Here is an 18,779-nt window from a genome sequence, read left to right as displayed (position 1 = left end):
CCCGGAAAGCCGCTCAGTCCTGCCCCTCGCGGTCACGGAAGCCCAGCAGGTAGAGAATGCCGTCCAGACCGAGCGTGGAGATCGCCTGCTTGGCCGACTGCTTGACCAGCGGCTTGGCCCGGAAGGCCACGCCGAGCCCGGCCAGGCCGAGCATCGGCAGGTCGTTGGCGCCATCGCCGACGGCGATGGTCTGCTCCAGCTGCAGACCTTCCTTCTGCGCCAGCTCACGCAGCAGGTCCGCCTTGCGCTGGGCATCGACGATGGGCTCGACGGCCACACCGGTCACCTTGCCGTTCTCGATCTGCAGTTCGTTGGCGAACACGTAGTCGATGCCGAGCTTGGCTTGCAGCTGGTGGGCGAAGTAGGTGAAACCACCGGAGAGAATCGCCGTCTTGTAGCCCAGGCGCTTGAGCTCGGCGAACAGCACTTCGGCACCTTCGGTCAGGCGCAGCGAGGCGCCGATCTCTTCCAGCACATCCTCGGACAGGCCCTGCAGCAGGCTCAGGCGCTCCTTGAAGCTGGCACGGAAATCCAGCTCGCCGCGCATCGCCCGCTCGGTGATCTCGGCGACCTGCTCACCGACCCCGGCCGCCTTGGCCAGTTCGTCGATGACCTCGGCCTCGATCAGCGTCGAGTCCATGTCGAACACCGCCAGGCGACGGTTACGGCGGAACACCGAGTCGCGCTGGAAGGCGATGTCGACGTTGAGTGCCTGAGCCACGCTGAGGAACTCGGCGCGCAGCGCGACGGGGTCGGCCGGCTCGCCACGCACGGAGAATTCGATGCAGCCCTTGCCCTGCTCGGCGGGCATGTCCAGCGGCATGCGTCCGGACAGGCGATCGATATGGTCGATGTTCAGCCCGTACTTGGCGGTGATCGCACTGACCCGCTGCAACTGCTCGGCGCTGACCTTGCGCGTCAGCAGGGTGACGATATGGCGGGCCTTGCCCTGGCCACCGACCCACTGCCGATAGTCCTCTTCGGAAACCGGGGTGAAACGCACCTGCTGCTCGAGTTCGTAGGCGGTGAACAGCAGGTCCTTGAGCACGGCCTGGGAACGGCCGTTGTCCGGAATCTCGATGAGGATGCCGAACGACAGGGTGTCATGGATCACCGCCTGGCCGATATCGAGGATATTCACCCCGCCCTGGGCCAGTACGCCGGTGATGGCGGCGGTGAGTCCGGGGCGATCCTCGCCGGTGATGTTGATCAGGACGATCTCGCGCAAGACGCACCCTCCAAGGCAGACGATTGAGGCGGGCCAGTGGCGAATGAGCCACCGACCGACGAAAAGGCGCACATTCTACCCAGTTTCCTGCCGATCCGGGCAGCCGCGCGCTTTGCCCGCCCCAGGCCGCTCGCTATACTGCGCGGCATCTTCAGTCGACAAGAGCCGAGCTCTGTGAACCGGCCCGCGCCCGTCAAGCCCGACAATTTCTTCATCATGATCTTCCACGCGCTGCGCCAGCGGCGGGTGCCTCTGGTGCTGCGCATCGCCAGCCACAGCCTGCTGCTGGTGGCGCTGGCGATGCTCATCTATGCCTGGGTCATGGGCATGCAGTTCAAGCAGGCCATGCAGCAGCAGGCCGACGCCCTGGGCCAGAGCCTGATCACCCAGACCGCCGCCTCCGCCACCGAGCTGCTGGTGTCCAACGACATCCTCAGCCTCAATGTGCTGCTCAACAACCTGGCGAAGAACCCGCTGGTGGCCCATGCGGCCATCTACAGCGTGGACAACCGCATCCTCGCCGAGTCCGGCACCCGCCCGACCCGCAGCATGCTGGGCGAAAGCGACGGCCTGTACTCCACGCAGATCACGTTCCAGGAAGTGATCGCCGGGCAGTTGCGCATCAGCCTGGACATGCGCCAGTTCCAGCAACCGATGACCATCAGCCTGCAGAGCATGGGCATTCTCAGCCTGATCCTGCTGGCCCTGACCCTGTCGCTGAGCATGCGCCTCGGTCGGCATATCTCCACGCCGCTGCTGCAGCTGCGGCTCTGGCTGCGCGACCCGGACGATCCGGCACCAGGCGCGGGGCGCAATGACGAGATCGGTGACCTGGCGCGCCAGCTGCAGACGCGCCTGGTACCGGAAAAGCCCGAACCCGAGCCGGAAGAGCTGGAAGAGCTGGAAGACGACGCCCTGCTCGACACCGACGACTACCCGCAGGAAAGCGACGACGTCGACGTCGAGCAGGAAGCACAGCCGCTGGCGGAGCACGGCATCGACGCAGACGCAGCCGATGACGACGACGAGGCCCTCAAGCCCTGGCCCGATTCGATCGAACCGGAGGACCCTTTCGCCGACCTGCGTGACGAAGCGGACGACAGTGCGCCCAGTGCCCCGCTCCAGCCACCGCGCCAGGCACAGGCCAGCGCCGTGCTGGCCATCCAGCTTGGCGCCCAGGAACAGCTGCGACGCCTGCCGCGCACACGCCTGCTGGACCTGCTGGAGCGCTACCGGGCCTGTCTGGAACAGGCCTCCGCGCTGTATCAGGGGCAACTGCACACCCTCAAGGACGGCAGCAGCCTGATGCTGTTCCACGAGCGCGAGTGCGGCGAGGACTACCTGACCCACGCCATCTGCTGCGGCGAGCTGATGCGCGCCCTCGGCCACGCTCTGCAGATCGAGGTGGCCGACAGCGGCATCACCCTGCAACTGCAGCTGGGCCTGACCCTCGGCAGCGACCTGGAAGCACTCGGCCAGGCCGAACTGCTGCTCAGCGACAGCGCCCTGGACGCCCTCGCCCTATCGCAACACAGCCGCAACCTGCTGCTGGTCGAGCAACGGGTCGCACAGGACAGCCTGGCCCGCCAGCGTGCACGCATTCGTCCGATCGCCAGCCCCGAGGGTGCGAGCTGCGTCGAACGCCTGCTCGACCCCTATCCGGCCCTGCTGGAAAGACAGCTGACGCGCATGCACGAAAGCCGGGCGCACTGACGCCCGGTATCGGCCTAGGCGCTGGCCTGGGCTCGCCGCTGCGGCGTCGGCACCCCGTAGCGCTGCAGCCAGTCCTTCCAGCGCACGCGCTCGTCACGCACCAGCCAGCCATCCTGCTCGGCGAAGCTTTCCGACAGCCACAGCCCCCGCGTGCTGACCGCCTGCAGCTCGCCCTTGCGCAGGGTGAACAGGCCGCCGCTGGGCGCCCCCTGATGCAGTGCCAGCAAGTAGATATCCGGGCGCCGACGCTCCAGGCGAGCGACCAGGCGCCCATCCTCCAGGCACTCATCGACATGGAACAGGCTCAGCTGCCGGGCGTCGCGCGGCAGCTCCAGACTCATGTCATAGACCAGTTGCAGGGACGCTGTGGGCAGATGCACATAGGCACGCGGGCGCTCCAGCAAGGTCAGGTTGCCGCACTGCACCGGCCGCGCCGCCCCTGACAGCGGGCTGAGGCGAAAGTGGCTGGCCTCGCGGTAGCGCAGGGCGCCCTGGTAAGGCGTCGGCAGCCAGGTATCGGCAAAGCGCCCGGCCAGCCAGCCCTCGGCACTTTCCAGCAGGCACTCCTCGGCGACTTCCTGGATGGCGGTGAGCAGCGGCAGGTTCAGTTCGTGCGCGGGAACGTAACCGGAGATCAGCTTGAGCACAGTGTCGCCACGATCCGGGCGACGCTGGCGCACCAGCAGCCAGTAGTCGCGCCCATGCAGGCGCAGGGTCAGGCGCACCGACACACCGAGATTGGCCAGCTCCACGGCGAAGCGCGAGCTGTCGGCCACCTCGACCGGACGGCGGCGTTCCAGCATCTGCTGGAAGTTCAGGGGCACGCCCAGGCTCTGATAACGCAGGCCATCGGCCGTGGCCTCGACGAACAATGGCAGCGTCTTGAAGTTACTCGGGTCCTTGCGGATCAGCGTACGCGACATCTCGACTCCTTGTTCCGGCTTGGCGCGGATGCGGCCGGGCAGCCGACCTCCACACGAGGATCAGGGTGAAACGAAACCGCTCAAGGCTGCCCCAAGGCCGGCGCCGAACACAAGCCCGGCCTGTAAGAGGACGTGACCGCAGCCGCTCAGCGCAGGCCCTGCAACACGGCGGCGACGGTGGCCACGTTGGCGGCCAGGTGCGCCGGCGTGATGGTGCCGACGATGGCGCTGCCGACGCCCGGGTGCGCGAAGATCAGCTCGAAACTGGCGCGCACCGGATCGACCCCCTCTGCCAGGCAGGCATGGCCGCTGGCCAGCGCCTTCTTGATCAGAATGCCCTTGGCGTGAGTGGCAGCGTAGTCCAGCACCGGCTTTTCGCCCTGCTCGCTCAGGTTGTAGGTGACCATGGCGCAGTCACCCTCTTCCAGCGCCAGCAGCCCCCCCTCGACGGTCTTGCCGGAAATCCCGTAGCCGAGGATCTTGCCCTCGCGCTTGAGCGCCGCCAGCGTGTCGTACACCCCGGTGTCACGCAGCACCGCCAGGTCGTTACCGTCGGAATGCACCAGCAGCAGGTCGATACGATCGGTCTCCAGGCGCTTGAGGCTGCGCTCCACCGAGAGGCGGGTATGCGCGGCGGAGAAGTCGAAGCGCGACTGCCCCTGCTCGAACTCTTCGCCGGTCTTGCTGACGATCACCCACTCGTCGCGCTGGCCACGCAGCAGCGGGCCGAGACGCTGCTCGCTGACGCCATAGGCCGGCGCGGTATCGATCAGGTTGATGCCCAGTTCACGCGCCTGGCGCAGCAAGGCACTCGCCTGCGCGTCATCGGGAATGGTGAAGCCGTTGGGGTACTTCACCCCCTGGTCGCGCCCGAGCTTGACCGTGCCCAGTCCCAGCGGCGATACGCGCAGGCCGGTAGAGCCCAGCGGGCGATGCAGATCGTGCAGGGTGGCGCTCATGGCAGCAGCGTCTCCCATACCGGCTGCCCCAGTGCCGGGCGCGGCAGCTCGGGCAACGACGCATGATGCGCCGGCGTCACCCCGTCGCGCTGCAGCGTCGCCAGCACCCGGTCGGCGAAGTCCGGCGCCAGCGCCAGCTTGGTCGGCCAGCCCACCAGCAGGTTCTGCTGTTCGGCGAGAAAGGCATTGTCCGGGCGCACCAGACCCGATTGCGCGGGCTCGGCGCGGTCCACGCGCAAGGTCGCCCAACGCGTCTGGCTCTGGTCCACCCAGGGCAGCAGCGCCGCCATCTCCTTCTGCGCCGCCGTGACCTGCGCGCCTTCGTCACGCGCCACGCCGTCGGCCTCGGCCAGATCGCCACCGAGGTACCAGACCCATTGGCCATCGGCCGCCGGGTGGGTGGTGACGGTGACGCGCGGTTTCGGTCCGCCGCCGAGACAATGGGCATACAGCGGCTTCAGCGCCGGCCCCTTGGCCAGCACCATGTGCAGCGGCCGCAGCTGCTGAGCCGGCTGCTCGATGCCCAGGGCCGCGAGCAATTCGGCATTGCCAGCCCCGGCACTGAGCACCACGCGCTGGGCGCGAATCTCGCGGCCATCGACGATCAGCCCGCACAGTTCACCGCCTTCACGCAGCGGCTCGACCTGCCGGGCAGCCAGCAGTCCATCGCCGGCCAGCTCGGCCAGGCGGGCGATCAGGCTGGGTACATCGAGCACCAGCTCGGCGAGCCGATAGACCTTGCCCTTGAACTTCGGGTGCTGCAGCGCCGGCGGCAACTGCTCGCCCTTGACCTGGTCGACGCGCCCGCGCACCGCCTTGCTGGCGAAGAAGCTGGTGAGGTTGCCGGCCAGGGTGCCCGGCGACCACAGGTAATGCGCGTCGGAAAGGATACGCACGCCGGACAGGTCCAGCTCGCCAGCGCCGGCCAGCGCCTCGCGCCAGCGTCGCGGCATGTCGGCGATGGCTTCGGAAGCACCGGTCAGCGCGCCGTGCAGGGCGTACTTGGCGCCACCATGGATGATGCCCTGCGACTTCAGGCTCTGCCCGCCGCCCAGGCTGCCGCACTCCACCAGGACGGTGGCGAAGCCCTGGCGACGCAGGCGTGCATTGAGCCAGAGGCCGGCGATACCACCGCCGACGATCAGGACATCGGTGCTGAGAGACTGGGACATGAACGGGCCTCGGCGAAAAACAGGCGCGCAGTATAACCCGCCTGCCCTCGCGCCCGTCGGCCGATCAGTGCCCGGTCGACTGGGAGAACAGCTGGATCACCACCACGCCGCTGACGATCAGGCCCATGCCCAGCATGGCCGGCAGATCGGGTTTCTGCTGGTAGATGAAGGCGGCGGCGATGCTCACCAGCACGATGCCCAGGCCGGCCCAGATGGCATAGGCAATGCCCACCGGGATGGTGCGCACCACCAGCGTCAGCATCCAGAACGCGATGCCATAGCCGCCCACCACCAGCAACAGCGGCAGCGGCTTGTTGAAGCCTTCGATGGCCTTCATCGAGGTGGTGGCGAGCACTTCGGCGGCAATGGCGATGGCCAGGTAGAAGTATCCGGGCATGATGGCGACTCCTGAAAGAATGCCCGGGATTCTAAGGACTTCGACGATGGGATAAAGTCATTACCTATCAGCACAACAGATAGGTTGACCATGAACTGGAACCTCGACCAGCTCCATCTGTTCGTCCGCACGGCGGAAAGCCGCTCGTTCTCGGCGGTGGCACGGGAAACCGGGCGCGCCCAGTCCGCCGTGAGCACGGCGATCGCCCTGCTCGAAAGCGACCTCGGCGTGACCCTGTTCGAGCGCAGCAGCGGGCGGCAGCCACGCCTGACCGAGGCCGGCAGCGCCCTGCTGGAAGAGGCGCGCAGCGTGCTGCAGCAATGCGAGCGCCTGGATGCTCGCGCACTCGGCCTGGCCCAGGGGCAGGAGGCGCGCCTGCGCCTGGCACAGGACGAAGCCATGCCCTACCAACCGGTGCTGGCCAGCCTGGAGGCCCTGGCCGAGGCCTTCCCGCTGCTGGAGGTACAGCTCGCCAGCGGCGCGCAGGGCGACGTGGCGCGCAAGCTGCTGCAGCGTCAGGCGGACCTTGGCCTGCTGTTTCACCATGAGCAGATGCCACGCGAGCTGGAGAGTCAGCACCTGGGCAGCATCGAGATGGTCACCGTGTGCAGCCCGCACCACCCCCTGGCCAGGCTCACCAGCGTGGAGCGCCGCGATCTCGCCGAGCATCGCCAGCTGCTGATGACGCCCCAGGACAGTCACTATCCCGGCGGCGAGCAGATCAGCCCGCTGGTGTGGCGCGCCGACAGCTTCTACGCGATGGCCGAGCTGGTGGTTCGCGGCCTTGGCTGGGCCTGGCTGCCGCGTCACGTGGCGCAGTATCCGACCTACCAGGGCCACCTGCAGGAACTGCGCAGCGACTGGGCGCCGTTGCCACTGGTGGTGGAACTGGTCCGCCGCCGCGACGGCGCGCTCGGCCCCGCCGCCAACTGGCTGGCGGACTGCCTGGCACGCGAGCTGTTGCGCCCACCGGCATGATCGCCCTTCCAGCACCCGGCCGGCAGCGATAAGCTGCGCGCCCATGAACAGACACCTCTACACCCTGCTGCTGCACCTGGCCCTGCCATTGATCGCCCTGCGCCTGGCGCTGCGCGCACGCAAGGCGCCCGCCTACGCGCGCCGTATCAAGGAGCGCTTTTCCTTCGCCCTGCCGCCGCTGAAACCTGGCGGCATCTGGGTGCATGCCGTGTCGGTCGGTGAAAGCATCGCCGCCGCGCCGATGATCCGCGCCTTGCAGGCGCGTTACCCCGAGCTGCCGATCACCGTCACCTGCATGACCCCGACCGGCTCCGAACGCATCCAGGCCCTGTTCGGCGACAGCGTGCAGCACTGCTACCTGCCCTACGACCTGCCCTGGGCGGCAGCGCGCTTCCTCGACCGGGTCCGCCCGCGCCTGGCCGTGGTGATGGAAACCGAACTGTGGCCGAACCACATCCATCAGTGCGCCAGGCGCGGCATCCCTGTGGCGCTGGCCAATGCGCGCCTGTCCGAACGCTCGGCACGTGGCTATGCACGCTTTGGCAAACTCACCGCACCGATGCTCGCCGAACTGTCGCTGATCGCCGTGCAGACCCAGGCCGAAGCGCAACGCTTTCTCGACCTGGGCGCACACCCTGACTGCGTGGAAGTGACCGGTTCGATCAAGTTCGACCTGAAGATCGACGCCGAGCTGCTGCAGCGTGCAGCCGAGCTGCGCCGCCAGTGGCAGGCCGAGCAGCGCCCGGTGTGGATCGCCGCCAGTACCCATGCCGGGGAAGACGAGATCGTCCTCGCCGCCCATCGCCAATTGCTGGAGACGCGGCCGAATGCGCTGCTGATCCTGGTCCCGCGCCACCCCGAGCGCTTCAACTCGGTCCATGAACTTTGCCTCAGCGATGGACTGACGACACGCCGCCGCGCCACGGGTGAAGCAGTGCAAGCCGGCGACCAGGTGCTGCTGGGCGACACCATGGGCGAGCTGCTGTTTCTCTATGCACTGGCGGACATCGCCTTCGTCGGCGGCAGCCTGGTGGCCAACGGCGGGCACAACCTGCTGGAACCCGCTGCGCTGGGCAAGCCGGTGCTGAGCGGCCCGCACCTGTTCAACTTCCTCGAAATCGCCGCGCAACTGCGCGCGGCCGGCGCGTTGAGCGAAGTGGCGGACGCCGCGCAACTGGCTGAGCGCACCGCCACCCTGCTGGACACCCCGGCCGAAGCCCAGCGCATGAGCGCAGCCGGCCTGGCCGTGCTCAAGGCCAACCAGGGCGCCCTGGAGCGTCTGCTCGACGGCCTGCGCCGCCTGCTCTAGCCCATGCCGGTGGAGTGCAGGGCGCCGCGACGATAGCGCCGAAAACGAAAAAGCCCGACTCAGGTCGGGCTTTTTCTTTGCTCACAACGGATCAGAAATCCTGATTGTTCTGCAGGCGCGCCTCGGCGGCAGTGGCCAGATCCGGCGGCAGGAAGTCCTTGTCCGGGTTGTAGTCCGGCTTGAGGAAGCTGCCCAGGGCATCCAGGTCGGCCGGGCTGAGGGTGCCTGCCGCCTGCTTCAGGCGCAGGTTGTTGAGGATGTAGTCGTAGCGCGCATCGTTGTAGTTGCGCACGGCGCTGTACAGCTGACGCTGGGCGTCGAGCACATCGACGATGTTGCGGGTACCGACCTGATAGCCGATCTCGGTGGCCTCCAGCGCACTCTGGTTGGAGATGATCGACTGGCGCCGCGCCTGCACGGTTTCCACGTCGGTGTTCACCGCACGGAACAGGTTGCGGGTGTTCTGCACCACCTGACGACGCAGGCTCTCGCGCAGTTGCTCGCTCTGCCCCAGACGCTGGTAAGCCTCGCGCACCTGCGAACTGGTCAGGCCGCCGCTGTACAGCGGGATGTTCAGTTGCAGGCCGATGGAGCGCTGCGCAACGTCACCGCTGTAACGCGGCGCACCAAAGGTGCCCGAGTTGGTGAAGCCCAGGCTATCGTTGTCGCCCTTCTGGTAGCTGGCCACGGCATCCAGGGTCGGCGCATGGCCGGCCTTGCGCTGGCGCAGGTTTTCCTCGGCGGCCGTCACGGCGTACAGGCTGGCTTGCAGGTTGAGGTTCTGCGCGGCAGCGGTATCGACCCAGGACTTGGCGTCGTTCGGCGTCGGCGCCAGCACCGGCAGGGAGTGGACGATCCCCTCGACGGCGACATAGTCACGGTTGGTCAGCGCGATCAGCGCTTCGAAGGCGTCGTCCACCGCGCGCTCGGCGAGCAGGCGGTTGGCGCGGGCCGTGTCGAAACCGGCCTGCGCCTCGAGCACATCGGTCTTGTCGGAGAGGCCGACGTCGAAACGCTCGTTGGCCTGGTCCAGCTGGCGCTTGAATGCCGCTTCCTCGGCCTTGGTCGAGGCCAGGTTGTCCTGGGCACGGAGCACGGCGAAGTAGGTCTCGGCGCTCTGCAGGATCAGGTTCTGCTCGGTGGCGGACAGTTCCAGGGCCGCCTGCTCGCTGGTGGCTTCTGCCGCCTGCAGCTGGAACCAGCGGTCGGCGCGGAACAGCGGCTGGCTGAGGTTGGCCTGATAGACCAGGCCGCTGCGCGAGAGGGTGGCACTCGGCGAATCGACGTTCGTGCGCGTATCGCCATAGTTGGCGCCGGCGGAGAGGTTGGGCAACAGGCCGGCCCTGGCCTGCGGCACCACTTCACGACGCGCCTGATAGTCGGCACGGGCGGCGGCGATATCAGCGTTGTTCTTCGCGGCCTCCTGATAAACGGTGACCAGGTCGGTCTTGCTGGACAGCGGGGCCTCTTCGGCCTGAGCCAGGCCCACCGTCGCGGCGGCCACGGCAAGGGCCAGGGAAAGTCTGCGCAACATGAATGTCGATCCTTGAATAGGCGGTAATCGCCAAGGCTACGGGGCGCCACGGGCGAGGGTCAAGCGCGCCATGGGCGTGAACAGTCTAGCTGGCGGCAAGCTATGTTGCTCGTCGGGAACAATCGGCCCGGCGCATGGCTGACGGTCCGTTTCCGACGCACGGGTCGAGTTTTTTTGACCGCCGGGTTGGTTTTATTCCATCAGCTTGATTAGACTGCCCGAGTTCTTGTCGGGGTGCCCCAAATGCGGGGCTGAGATTGGCAGCTGCCGGATCCCGTTGAACCTGATCAGGTTAAGGCCTGCGTAGGGAACAAGATGTCCTCGCCAGCGTCCGGCGAGTCCTCTCGACACCGCCTGTGGTGTATCTCGCGCCCCTCGTCCGCTCAGGTTCCAACTCCGACACCTATCCCGGAGAGAGCCTTGATGAGCACACAACAACAAAAGAACCTGAGTGAATCGGCACAGGTCGACCAGCAGTCGGTACAGCCCTTCCCCCGTTCGCAGAAAGTCTACGTCCAGGGCTCGCGCCCGGACATCCGCGTGCCGATGCGCGAGATCAGCCTGGACGTGACGCCGACCGATTTCGGTGGCGAGATCAACGCCCCGGTCACCGTCTATGACACCTCCGGCCCGTACACCGACCCGAACGTCAGCATCGACGTACGCAAGGGCCTGGCCGACGTGCGCAGCGCCTGGATCGAGGATCGCGGCGACACCGAGAAACTGCCCGGCCTCTCCTCCGAATTCGGCCAGCGCCGCCTCAACGACGCCGAACTCTCCGCCATGCGCTTCGCCCACGTGCGCAACCCGCGCCGGGCCAAGGCCGGCCACAACGTCAGCCAGATGCACTACGCCAAGAAGGGCATCATCACGCCCGAGATGGAATACGTCGCCATCCGCGAGAACATGAAGCTGGCCGAGGCACGCGAAGCCGGCCTGCTCGACGAGCAGCATGCCGGGCACAGCTTCGGCGCCAACATCCCGAAGGAGATCACCCCGGAGTTCGTGCGCAGCGAAGTCGCCCGCGGCCGCGCCATCATCCCGGCCAACATCAACCACGTGGAGCTGGAGCCGATGATCATCGGCCGCAACTTCCTGGTGAAGATCAACGGCAACATCGGCAACAGCGCCCTGGGTTCCTCCATCGAGGAAGAAGTGGCCAAGCTGACCTGGGGCATTCGCTGGGGTTCGGACACCGTCATGGACCTGTCCACCGGCAAGCACATCCATGAAACCCGCGAGTGGATCATCCGCAACTCGCCGGTGCCGATCGGTACCGTACCGATCTACCAGGCCCTGGAAAAGGTCGGCGGCATCGCCGAGGACCTGACCTGGGAGCTGTTCCGCGACACCCTGATCGAACAGGCCGAGCAAGGCGTGGACTACTTCACCATCCACGCCGGCGTGCTGCTGCGCTACGTGCCGCTGACCGCCAAGCGGGTCACCGGCATCGTCAGCCGTGGCGGCTCGATCATGGCCAAGTGGTGCCTGGCGCATCACAAGGAGAACTTCCTCTACACCCACTTCGACGACATCTGCGAAATCATGAAGGCCTACGATGTGTCCTTCTCCCTGGGTGACGGTCTGCGTCCGGGTTCGATCGCCGATGCCAACGACGCCGCCCAGTTCGGTGAACTGGAAACCCTCGGCGAGCTGACCAAGATCGCCTGGAAGCACGATGTGCAGTGCATGATCGAAGGCCCCGGCCACGTGCCGATGCAGCTGATCAAGGAGAACATGGACAAGCAGCTGGAATGCTGCGACGAGGCGCCGTTCTACACCCTCGGCCCGCTGACCACCGACATCGCTCCGGGCTACGACCACATCACCAGCGGCATCGGCGCAGCGATGATCGGCTGGTTCGGCTGCGCCATGCTCTGCTACGTCACACCCAAGGAGCACCTCGGCCTGCCGAACAAGGATGACGTCAAGACCGGCATCATCACCTACAAGATCGCGGCCCACGCCGCCGATCTGGCCAAGGGCCACCCCGGCGCGCAGATCCGCGACAACGCGCTGAGCAAGGCACGCTTCGAGTTCCGCTGGGAAGACCAGTTCAACCTCGGCCTGGACCCGGACACCGCCCGCGCCTTCCACGACGAGACCCTGCCCAAGGATTCGGCCAAGGTGGCGCACTTCTGCTCCATGTGCGGTCCGAAGTTCTGCTCGATGAAGATCACCCAGGAAGTCCGCGACTACGCCAAGGAACAGCGCATCAATGCCGTCGACCTGGACGCCGAGCAAGGCATGCAGGCCAAGGCCGAGGAGTTCAAGGCGCAGGGCAGCCAGCTCTACCAGCGCGTGTAGCAGGCCGTCATGGAAGCTTGATCTGGCGGCACTATGCTCGCTAGTGTGACGGGTAACGGGCCGCAGTCGGCGGACCACAGGTCTGCCGGGCCCGTTACGACCATCAGGAGTGTCCATGGACAAGAACGACATCGAAATCCTCGCGCGCGAGGCGTGCTTTCGCGGCTTCTACCGGCTCGACCGGATCAAGTTGCGCCACCGGCAATATGCCGGCGACATGGGCCCGCAACTGACCCGTGAGCTGTTCGTGCGCCACGACGCCGTCTGCGTCCTGCCCTACGACCCGCAACGCGACGAAGTGGTGCTGATCGAGCAGTTCCGTGTCGGCGCGATGGACAAGGCGGCCAACCCCTGGCTGCTGGAACTGGTCGCCGGCCTGATCGACAAGGACGAGGAGCCCGAGGAGGTCGCCCGTCGCGAAGCGGTCGAGGAAGCCGATCTGATTCTCGGCCCGCTGTGGCCGATCACCCAGTATTTCCCCTCGCCAGGCGGCTCCGACGAGTTCGTCCACCTGTTCCTCGGCCGTTGCGACAGCAGTGGCGCGGGCGGCGTACATGGTCTGCCCGAGGAAGGCGAGGACATCCGCGTGCACGTGCTGCCGCTGGAAGACGCCCTGGCTGCCGTGCGTGACGGGCGCATCAACAACGCGGCCAGCATCATCGCCCTGCAATGGCTGGCACTGAACCGCGACGAAGTACGAGGCATGTGGTCGTGAACCTGCTCCGCGAGCGCTATCGGGTCGACCTGGTCGAGCTGCAGGCCGCTTGCGAGGCCAACTACGCCCGCCTGATGCGCCTGCTGCCGCGCATGCGCGAACAGAGCGAGAGCCGCCGTGTCGCTCTGAGCCAGGGCGAGCACCTGCTCGGCATCCTGGCGCTGGAGGTGCTGGAAAGCTGCCCCTACACCACGACGCTGCGCGTTCGCCAGGAGCACAGCCTGCCCTGGTTGCCCGTGCCGCAGCTGGAAGTCAGGGTCTATCACGACGCGCGCATGGCCGAAGTGGTCGGCGCCGAGAATGCCCGCCGCCTGCACATTCGCTACCCCTACCCCAACGCGGCGATGCATCAACCGGATGAAAAGAGCCAGCTCAACCTGTTCCTCGGCGAATGGCTGAGCCACTGCCTGGCCTGCGGTCATGAACCCCAGCCGGTGATGTAGCTCCGCCCACCCGGCGATCAAGCTTTTCACTCCCTGGCCGATAGCGCGACGTTGTGCCAGTTTCTGTGATCTGTGTCCGCTTCCTGGGTTTTCCCTTTGCTGCGGCAGCCACCATAATTGCTCTGATTGAGCCCTAGGAGACGGTCTTGCCGAGCCTGCCCATCCCATCCGCTGATTCTTCGGTCCTGCTGGTGCAGTTGTCCGACAGTCACCTGTTCGCCGAAGCGGACGGCAAGCTGCTGGGCATGGATACCTGCGACAGCTTGCAACGCGTGATCGAGCAGGTGCAGCAGGAGCAGCCACAGATCGACCTGATCCTGGCCACCGGCGATCTGTCGCAGGACGGCAGCGTGGCGTCCTACGAGCGTTTCCGGCAGCTCACCGCACCGATCGGCGCGCCGTGCCGCTGGCTGGCCGGCAACCATGACGAAACCCCGCCCATGCAGGCCGTGTGCAAGGACAGCGAGCTGCTGCAGCCGGTGATCGACCTCGGCGCCTGGCGCATCATCATGCTCGACTCGTCGATCCCCGGCGCCGTTCCCGGTTTTCTGGCCGACAGCCAGCTCGAACTGCTGCAGCGCGCCCTCGACGAAGCGCCGCAACGCCACCACCTGGTCTGCCTGCACCACCACCCGGTGGCCATCGGCTGCAAATGGATGGACCCCATCGGCCTGCGCAATCCCGATGCGCTGTTCGCCATCCTCGACCGCCACCCACAGGCGCGCGCCGTGCTCTGGGGGCATATCCACCAGGAATTCGACCAGCCGCGCGGCAACCTGCGCCTGCTCGCCTCGCCGTCGACCTGCGTGCAGTTCGCCCCCGGCAGCGAGGAGTTCCAGGTCGGCAGCGAGGCCCCCGGCTATCGCTGGCTGCGCCTGCACGCCGATGGCACGCTGGACACCGGGATATCCCGCGTCACCGGCATCCACTTCGAAGTGGATTACAGCGTCAAGGGCTATTGAGCCAGCGGCAAGCGAGAAGTGCAGCCCAACGGCCACCGCCCGGCTTTTTCTTGCAGCCTGCAGCTTGCAGCTTGTAACCGCTTTTTGTAGTAGCCTCCCGCTCCATGACTGCATCCATCCTCTATATCCACGGCCTGAACAGCTCGCCGGCCTCGCACAAGGCCAGCCAGCTGAGTCGCGCCATGGCCCGCCTGGGCCTGGCCGACCGGCTGCGCGTGCCGGCGCTGCATCATCACCCGCGCCAGGCCATGGCCCAGTTGCAGGCGCTCGTCGCCGAACTGGGCGCACCCGTGCTGGTGGGCAGCTCCCTGGGTGGCTACTACGCCACCTGCCTGGCCGAGCAGCATGGCCTCAAGGCACTGCTGATCAACCCGGCGGTACGGCCTCACCTGCGCTTCGACGGCTACCTCGGCCCGCAGAAGAACTACTACAGCGACGAGACCTGGGAACTCACCGAGGATCACGTCGCGGCGTTGGCCGAGTTCGAGGTCGCGCCCCCCGTCGATGCCGAGCGCTATCAGGTGTGGTTGCAGACCGCCGACGAAACCCTCGACTACCGCGACGCCGAGCGTTACTACCGCGCCGGCGCGCTGCGCATCCAGGCCGGTGGCGACCACGGTTTCCAGGGATTCGCCGAACGTCTTCCGATACTCTTCGCTTTTGCCGGCATTGACGCCACACTCTGGCGCGATATCGACTTTTCCGCATTCAATTGATGAACAAGAGAGCCCATGGCCCAGCAGAACGCCTATAACGCCGATGCCATCGAAGTCCTTTCCGGCCTCGACCCGGTGCGCAAGCGCCCGGGCATGTACACCGACACCACGCGCCCCAACCACCTCGCCCAGGAAGTGATCGACAACAGCGTCGACGAAGCCCTGGCCGGTCACGCCAAGTCGATCCAGGTGATCCTGCACGAGGACAACTCGCTGGAAGTGCTCGACGACGGCCGCGGCATGCCGGTGGACATCCACCCGGAAGAAGGCGTTCCCGGCGTCGAGCTGATCCTCACCAAGCTGCACGCCGGCGGCAAGTTCAGCAACAAGAACTACCAGTTCTCCGGTGGTCTGCACGGCGTCGGCATCAGCGTGGTCAACGCCCTGTCGACGCGCGTGGTGGTGACCGTCAAGCGTGACGGCAGCGAGTACCAGATGAGCTTCGCCGACGGTTTCAAGGCCAGCGACCTGCAGGTGATCGGCAGCGTCGGCAAGCGCAACACCGGCACCAGCGTGCACTTCTGGCCGGACGCCAAGTACTTCGACTCCTTCAAGTTCTCGGTCAGCCGCCTCAAGCACGTGCTCAAGGCCAAGGCCGTGCTGTGCCCGGGGCTGTCCGTCACCTTCGAAGACAAGGCCGCCGGCGACAAGGTCGAGTGGCACTACGAGGACGGCCTGCGCTCCTACCTGGTCGATGCCGTCAGCGAGTTCGAACGCCTGCCTGCCGAACCCTTCTGCGGCACGCTGGCCGGCAACAAGGAAGCGGTGGACTGGGCCTTGCTGTGGCTGCCGGAAGGCGGCGACGCCGTGCAGGAAAGCTACGTCAACCTGATCCCCACCGCGCAGGGCGGCACCCACGTCAATGGCTTGCGCCAGGGCCTGCTGGACGCCATGCGCGAGTTCTGCGAGTTCCGCAACCTGCTGCCGCGCGGCGTCAAGCTGGCCCCGGAAGACGTCTGGGAGCGCATCGCCTTCGTCCTGTCGATGAAGATGCAGGACGCCCAGTTCTCCGGCCAGACGAAGGAGCGCCTGTCCTCCCGCGAGGCCGCCGCCTTCGTCTCCGGCGTGGTCAAGGACGCTTTCAGCCTGTGGCTCAACGCCAACCCGGAAACCGGCCTGGCCCTGGCCGAACTGGCCATCAGCAATGCCGGCCGACGCCTCAAGGCGGGCAAGAAGGTCGAACGCAAGAAGATCACCCAGGGCCCGGCACTGCCTGGCAAGCTGGCTGACTGCGCCGGGCAGAACCCGCTGCGCTGCGAGCTGTTCCTGGTCGAGGGTGACTCCGCCGGCGGCAGCGCCAAGCAGGCGCGCGACAAGGAATTCCAGGCAATCATGCCGCTGCGCGGCAAGATCCTGAACACCTGGGAAGTCGATGGCAGCGAGGTGCTGGCCTCGCAGGAAGTGCATGACATCGCCGTGGCCATCGGTATCGATCCGGGCTCGAGCGATCTCTCCGGCCTGCGCTACGGCAAGATCTGCATCCTCGCCGACGCCGACTCCGACGGCCTGCACATCGCCACCCTGCTCTGCGCTCTGTTCGTGCGCCACTTCCGTACGCTGGTCGATGCCGGCCATGTCTACGTCGCCATGCCGCCGCTGTACCGCATCGACCTGGGCAAGGAGATCTTCTACGCCCTGGACGACGCCGAACGCGACGGCATTCTCGACCGCCTGGTGGCCGAGAAGCGCCGCGGCAAGCCACAGGTCACGCGCTTCAAGGGCCTCGGTGAGATGAACCCGCCCCAGCTGCGCGAAACCACCATGGACCCGAACACCCGGCGTCTGGTGCAGCTGACCCTGGACGACTTCGAAGGCACCCGCGAAGTGATGGACATGCTCCTGGCCAAGAAACGCGCCGGCGACCGCAAAAGCTGGCTGGAAACCAAGGGCAACCTGGCCGAGGTTCTGGCTTGATGCGCCATCACCTCCTCGCACTCGGTCTGTTGGCCGGCGTGGCCAACGCCGAGCCGGTGCAGCTGGAAGAGCTGCAGCTGCAGCGCGAGTTCCCGGTAACCCAGATGCCCAGCGGCCACCTGTCCGGCCTGGCGATGTGCGGTGAAGCCCTGTGGGCGGTGTCCGACCGTGACGACGATCGCCTCTACCAGCTGCACCAGGAGGATGACCTGCTGCGTGCCGAGGCGGAGACCTTCGTCGCCCCCGAACCGCCGGAAAGCACCCTGCCCTGGGGCCTGCGCATGCGCAACTGGGCGGCCGGGCTGGTACGCGGCGGCAAGCTGGACTTCGAAGGCCTGTCCTGCGACACGCAGGGCAATCGCTACCTGATCAGCGAAACCCGCGCCGCCGTGCTGCAGGTCGCCAGCAATGGCAGCACCCAGTGGCTCAACCTGCCCGGCGCCGTGGTCCGCCAGGCCCGCGCCAGTGGCATGCTGCTGCATTTCAACCAGGGTTTCGAGGGCATCGCCGTCGACCCTGCCGGTGAACGCCTGTGGCTCGCCGCCGAACAGCGCCGTCGCGGCCTGGCCGTGCTGCATCGGCGTGGCAGCAGTTGGCGTTGCACGGGAGGCTGCGTGCTGACCAGCGAAGGCGGCGACGAGCCCTCGCCGGCCGCCCTGGGTGGGCAGATGGCCGCACGCGACTTCTCCGGGCTGGCCTACTTCGGCGAGAAACTCTTCACCCTCGAGCGGCAGTCCCACCGCATCTGTCGGCGCGCGCTGGGCGACGGCGTGGCGGAGCTGTGCTGGTCGTTCGCCGACGAGGCCTTGCGCGAGCCCCGTCGCTACGCCCAGGACTACGGCATGGCCGAAGCCCTATGGATCGACAAGGAAGGCGCCTGGATCGGCCTCGACAATGGCGAACAGCCCCGTGGCGATGGCGAGCAACGCCCGATCGTCTGGCGCTTTGCCGCGCCCAGGGGCGGCTGGAGCCAGCGCTCGTGAGCGAGCAGGCGCCTGGCCGCCGCGCCGGACGGGTCATGCTGGTGCTCGCCTGGGGCGCCGGCCTGCTGCTGGCCACGCACTTCTTCGGCAACTGGGAAGACAGCCAGCGCAACCCGAACCAGACGCCACAGTCCGTGCACGGCAACGGCTTCGTCGAGGTCAGCCTGGCCAGCAGTCGCCAGGGCCACTACCTGGTGAACGGCGAGATCGACGGCCAGGAAGTGACCTTCCTGCTCGACACCGGCGCCACCGCCGTGGCCGTCCCCGAAGCCCTGGCGCGCAAGCTCGGCCTGAAGCGCGGTGCGCCGATCACCCTGAGTACCGCCAATGGCCGCAGCACGGGCCATCGCACACGCCTGGCGACCCTGCGCCTGGGCGACATCGAACTGCGCGACGTCGCGGCCCTGATCGCCCCCGGCATGGACGGCGACGAAGTGCTGCTGGGCATGAGCGCGCTGCAACAACTCGAATTCAGTCAGAAGGGCGGCACCCTGGTGCTGCGCCAATCAACCTTGCAATGAGGCCC

At 66.9% G+C, this 18,779-nt stretch carries 17 protein-coding genes and 1 riboswitch; of the genes, 11 read left to right on the top strand and 6 right to left on the bottom strand.

The features are described 5' to 3' along the window. Positions 1-13: 13 nt before the first annotated feature. The gene (gene serB / locus EWH21_RS04205; RefSeq protein WP_277699882.1) at positions 14-1,228 is read right to left on the bottom strand and encodes a phosphoserine phosphatase SerB; all 1,215 of its coding nucleotides are present in this window, start codon (positions 1,226-1,228) and stop codon (positions 14-16) included. Positions 1,229-1,402: 174 nt separating this feature from the next. On the opposite strand from serB, the gene EWH21_RS04200 reads away from it, so the two are divergent. Beyond that, positions 1,403-2,941 carry an AhpA/YtjB family protein gene (locus EWH21_RS04200; RefSeq protein WP_277699881.1) on the top strand — a complete coding sequence of 513 codons (1,539 nt, stop codon included), beginning with the start codon at positions 1,403-1,405 and terminating at the stop codon, positions 2,939-2,941. A 14-nt stretch (positions 2,942-2,955) separates the two neighbouring features. On the opposite strand, the gene EWH21_RS04195 is transcribed toward EWH21_RS04200, so the two are convergent. The 4 genes from EWH21_RS04195 to EWH21_RS04180 form a co-directional block, all read right to left on the bottom strand. After that, positions 2,956-3,864, bottom strand: a complete 909-nt coding sequence (locus tag EWH21_RS04195) for a hypothetical protein (protein ID WP_047590193.1) — start codon at positions 3,862-3,864, stop codon at positions 2,956-2,958. A gap of 146 nt (positions 3,865-4,010) precedes the next feature. Continuing rightward, positions 4,011-4,823: an aldo/keto reductase gene (locus tag EWH21_RS04190; protein ID WP_037054858.1), complete on the bottom strand. Its 813-nt coding sequence runs from the start codon at positions 4,821-4,823 to the stop codon at positions 4,011-4,013. Beyond that, a complete protein-coding gene (locus EWH21_RS04185) occupies positions 4,820-5,995 on the bottom strand; it encodes an FAD-dependent oxidoreductase (protein ID WP_277699880.1) in 1,176 nt (391 codons plus the stop codon). Before EWH21_RS04185 ends, EWH21_RS04190 begins: the two co-directional genes overlap by 4 nt. A 64-nt stretch (positions 5,996-6,059) precedes the next feature. Then, entirely contained in the window at positions 6,060-6,392 is a 333-nt protein-coding gene (locus EWH21_RS04180) for a multidrug efflux SMR transporter (RefSeq protein WP_037054862.1), read from the bottom strand. A gap of 90 nt (positions 6,393-6,482) precedes the next feature. Between EWH21_RS04180 and EWH21_RS04175 the strand changes: the two genes are divergently transcribed. Together EWH21_RS04175 and waaA are read left to right on the top strand one after the other, a co-directional pair. Further along, the gene (locus EWH21_RS04175; RefSeq protein ID WP_277699879.1) at positions 6,483-7,370 is read left to right on the top strand and encodes a LysR family transcriptional regulator; all 888 of its coding nucleotides are present in this window, start codon (positions 6,483-6,485) and stop codon (positions 7,368-7,370) included. A gap of 43 nt (positions 7,371-7,413) precedes the next feature. Continuing rightward, complete coding sequence (waaA, locus tag EWH21_RS04170) at positions 7,414-8,679, top strand: lipid IV(A) 3-deoxy-D-manno-octulosonic acid transferase (protein ID WP_277699878.1); 1,266 nt, start codon at positions 7,414-7,416, stop codon at positions 8,677-8,679. Positions 8,680-8,770: 91 nt separating this feature from the next. Here waaA and EWH21_RS04165 read toward each other — a convergent pair whose 3' ends face one another. Continuing rightward, positions 8,771-10,213: a TolC family outer membrane protein gene (locus EWH21_RS04165; protein ID WP_152487759.1), complete on the bottom strand. Its 1,443-nt coding sequence runs from the start codon at positions 10,211-10,213 to the stop codon at positions 8,771-8,773. Positions 10,214-10,433: 220 nt separating this feature from the next. After that, positions 10,434-10,540: riboswitch (TPP riboswitch) on the top strand. A gap of 96 nt (positions 10,541-10,636) precedes the next feature. Between EWH21_RS04165 and thiC the strand changes: the two genes are divergently transcribed. From thiC to EWH21_RS04125, 8 genes are all read left to right on the top strand, one after another. Continuing rightward, positions 10,637-12,520 carry a phosphomethylpyrimidine synthase ThiC gene (gene thiC, locus EWH21_RS04160; RefSeq protein WP_037054868.1) on the top strand — a complete coding sequence of 628 codons (1,884 nt, stop codon included), beginning with the start codon at positions 10,637-10,639 and terminating at the stop codon, positions 12,518-12,520. 115 nt (positions 12,521-12,635) lie between these two features. After that, a complete protein-coding gene (locus EWH21_RS04155; RefSeq protein ID WP_152487758.1) occupies positions 12,636-13,235 on the top strand; it encodes an NUDIX domain-containing protein in 600 nt (199 codons plus the stop codon). After that, a complete protein-coding gene (locus EWH21_RS04150) occupies positions 13,226-13,678 on the top strand; it encodes a DUF1249 domain-containing protein (protein ID WP_037054870.1) in 453 nt (150 codons plus the stop codon). Before EWH21_RS04155 ends, EWH21_RS04150 begins: the two co-directional genes overlap by 10 nt. 146 nt (positions 13,679-13,824) lie before the next feature. Next, a complete protein-coding gene (gene cpdA / locus EWH21_RS04145) occupies positions 13,825-14,640 on the top strand; it encodes a 3',5'-cyclic-AMP phosphodiesterase (RefSeq protein ID WP_152487757.1) in 816 nt (271 codons plus the stop codon). Between the two features lie 104 nt (positions 14,641-14,744). After that, positions 14,745-15,356, top strand: a complete 612-nt coding sequence (locus tag EWH21_RS04140) for a YqiA/YcfP family alpha/beta fold hydrolase (protein WP_152487756.1) — start codon at positions 14,745-14,747, stop codon at positions 15,354-15,356. A gap of 15 nt (positions 15,357-15,371) precedes the next feature. Beyond that, positions 15,372-17,270 carry a DNA topoisomerase IV subunit B gene (gene parE / locus EWH21_RS04135; protein WP_037054875.1) on the top strand — a complete coding sequence of 633 codons (1,899 nt, stop codon included), beginning with the start codon at positions 15,372-15,374 and terminating at the stop codon, positions 17,268-17,270. Then, the gene (locus EWH21_RS04130; RefSeq protein ID WP_277699876.1) at positions 17,270-18,253 is read left to right on the top strand and encodes an esterase-like activity of phytase family protein; all 984 of its coding nucleotides are present in this window, start codon (positions 17,270-17,272) and stop codon (positions 18,251-18,253) included. The genes parE and EWH21_RS04130 overlap by 1 nt, the downstream gene beginning before the upstream one ends. After that, positions 18,250-18,774, top strand: a complete 525-nt coding sequence (locus EWH21_RS04125; RefSeq protein ID WP_037054879.1) for a TIGR02281 family clan AA aspartic protease — start codon at positions 18,250-18,252, stop codon at positions 18,772-18,774. Before EWH21_RS04130 ends, EWH21_RS04125 begins: the two co-directional genes overlap by 4 nt. Positions 18,775-18,779 lie beyond the last annotated feature (5 nt).

Source organism: Pseudomonas sp. REST10, from assembly GCF_029542605.1.
Classification (GTDB): Bacteria; Pseudomonadota; Gammaproteobacteria; order Pseudomonadales; family Pseudomonadaceae; genus Aquipseudomonas; species Aquipseudomonas khazarica.
The sequence above is the reverse complement of the archived record's forward strand: the minus strand, read 5'-3'. Positions and strand labels throughout refer to the sequence as shown.

What these genes read in the sequence shown, in the direction of transcription:
- EWH21_RS04190 (WP_037054858.1), bottom strand. Translation starts at nt 4,823, where the DNA reads ATGAGCGCCACCCTGCACGATCTGCATCGCCCGCTGGGCTCTACCGGC.
- parE (WP_037054875.1), top strand. Translation starts at nt 15,372, where the DNA reads ATGGCCCAGCAGAACGCCTATAACGCCGATGCCATCGAAGTCCTTTCC.
- EWH21_RS04130 (WP_277699876.1), top strand. Translation starts at nt 17,270, where the DNA reads ATGCGCCATCACCTCCTCGCACTCGGTCTGTTGGCCGGCGTGGCCAAC.
- EWH21_RS04180 (WP_037054862.1), bottom strand. Translation starts at nt 6,392, where the DNA reads ATGCCCGGATACTTCTACCTGGCCATCGCCATTGCCGCCGAAGTGCTC.
- EWH21_RS04185 (WP_277699880.1), bottom strand. Translation starts at nt 5,995, where the DNA reads ATGTCCCAGTCTCTCAGCACCGATGTCCTGATCGTCGGCGGTGGTATC.
- EWH21_RS04165 (WP_152487759.1), bottom strand. Translation starts at nt 10,213, where the DNA reads ATGTTGCGCAGACTTTCCCTGGCCCTTGCCGTGGCCGCCGCGACGGTG.
- EWH21_RS04175 (WP_277699879.1), top strand. Translation starts at nt 6,483, where the DNA reads ATGAACTGGAACCTCGACCAGCTCCATCTGTTCGTCCGCACGGCGGAA.
- EWH21_RS04140 (WP_152487756.1), top strand. Translation starts at nt 14,745, where the DNA reads ATGACTGCATCCATCCTCTATATCCACGGCCTGAACAGCTCGCCGGCC.
- waaA (WP_277699878.1), top strand. Translation starts at nt 7,414, where the DNA reads ATGAACAGACACCTCTACACCCTGCTGCTGCACCTGGCCCTGCCATTG.
- thiC (WP_037054868.1), top strand. Translation starts at nt 10,637, where the DNA reads ATGAGCACACAACAACAAAAGAACCTGAGTGAATCGGCACAGGTCGAC.
- EWH21_RS04155 (WP_152487758.1), top strand. Translation starts at nt 12,636, where the DNA reads ATGGACAAGAACGACATCGAAATCCTCGCGCGCGAGGCGTGCTTTCGC.
- EWH21_RS04195 (WP_047590193.1), bottom strand. Translation starts at nt 3,864, where the DNA reads ATGTCGCGTACGCTGATCCGCAAGGACCCGAGTAACTTCAAGACGCTG.